Raw genomic sequence first — 1432 nt, forward strand, 5'->3', positions numbered from 1 at the left:
ATCGTCAGGGTGTGGCCGCCGATCGCGAACCGGAACGCGGTGTCGCTGCCGGCGTTGATGACACGGATCCGCACCCGGGCACCAGGAGTGCCGGTGAATTGGGCGGGGTCGGCTTTGGGTTTGCCGTTGATGAGGTAGTGCGGGTAGTAGACGTCGCCGGCGTCGCCGCCGAGCAGGTCGGAGGTGGCGCCCATCAGCAGGTTCCCCATCCGCATGAACATGTCGCCCATCCCGCCCATGTCTCCCATGCCCTTCGAGAGGTCGGTGAGGACCTGGTCCGGGGTGGCGGTGACGCCGTCGAGCCAGTCGTCGAGGATCAGCACCCATTCGTCGTCCCACGTCACCTTCTCGTCCGGGTCGTCGATGATGAGCGCACCGTAGAGGCCGTGGTCCAGTTGCGGGCCGACGTGGGGGTGGAACCAGTAGGTGCCCGGATGCGGGGTGACGAACTCGTATGCGAACTGTCCGCCCGGGGCGATGGGGGCTTGGGTTACCGGAGGGACCCCATCCATGTCGTTGCGGAGGGCGAGTCCGTGCCAGTGCACGGAGGTGTCCGCGTCGAGCTGGTTGCGGACGGTCGCTTTCAGCGTGTCGCCTGCGGTGAGCCGGATTACCGGGGCGGGGATACCTCCGAACGCCCAGGTGGCGGCGGCGGTACCGGCCAGGTCGAGCGTGGTGGGGGCGGCGGTGAGGTCGACGGTGGTGACTCGGCCGGTGCCGCCGCGGTTCTTCTCCGTGCCGGACACCGCTGCGCCGGTGGGTGTCACCCATTGCGGCGCGGGGGTGCAGGAGGCGAGCACGGCTGCCGCGACGGCGCCCAGTCCGAGTCCGAGCACACCTCGTCGGGTCAGCAGCATCGGGGAGGACGGTGTGGGAGAGAGCGGACGGTCAGGCATGTTCGGGCTCCTTCTGCATGGTCGTCGCAGCGGGCGCCTGGGCGGGCAGGCGGAGCCGCTTGAGGAGGAGGGCGTTGACGGCGACGATCACGGAGGAACCGGACATCGACAGGGCGGCGATCTCCGGGGACAGCATGATCCCGAACGCCGGATAGAACACGCCAGCGGCGATGGGGAGGGCGGCGGCGTTGTATCCGATGGCCCAGCCCAGGTTCTGCCGCATCTTTCGCAGTGTGCCCTTGCCGATCTTGAGTGCGATCGCAACATCGAGCGGGTCCGAGCGCATCAGGACCACGTCGGCGGTCTCGATGGCGACGTCGGTGCCGGCGCCGATCGCGATGCCGAGGTCGGCCTGGGCGAGGGCGGGGGCGTCGTTGACGCCGTCGCCGACCATCGCGACCTTCTTGCCCGTCTTCTGCAGCTCGGCGACCTTCGCGGACTTGTCCTCGGGGAGCACATCCGCGATCACGGTGTCGATGCCGAGGAGAGCGGCGATCCGGTCGGCGGTGGGCTTGTTGTCCCCGGTGAGCATTGCG

1 protein-coding gene and 1 pseudogene are annotated in these 1432 nt (G+C 69.0%); both read right to left on the reverse strand.

Features of this window, described 5'->3' with window-relative positions:
- A pseudogene (locus ASG00_RS17025) lies at positions 1-896 on the reverse strand (multicopper oxidase family protein); the annotation flags it as partial.
- Positions 889-1432 (reverse strand): HAD-IC family P-type ATPase (locus tag ASG00_RS17030; RefSeq protein ID WP_235559154.1); only part of this gene is annotated, 544 nt, incomplete at its 5' end. The pseudogene ASG00_RS17025 and the gene ASG00_RS17030, both read right to left, overlap by 8 nt.

The organism is Microbacterium sp. Leaf351 (assembly GCF_001423825.1).
GTDB classification, from domain to species: Bacteria; Actinomycetota; Actinomycetes; order Actinomycetales; family Microbacteriaceae; genus Microbacterium; species Microbacterium ginsengisoli.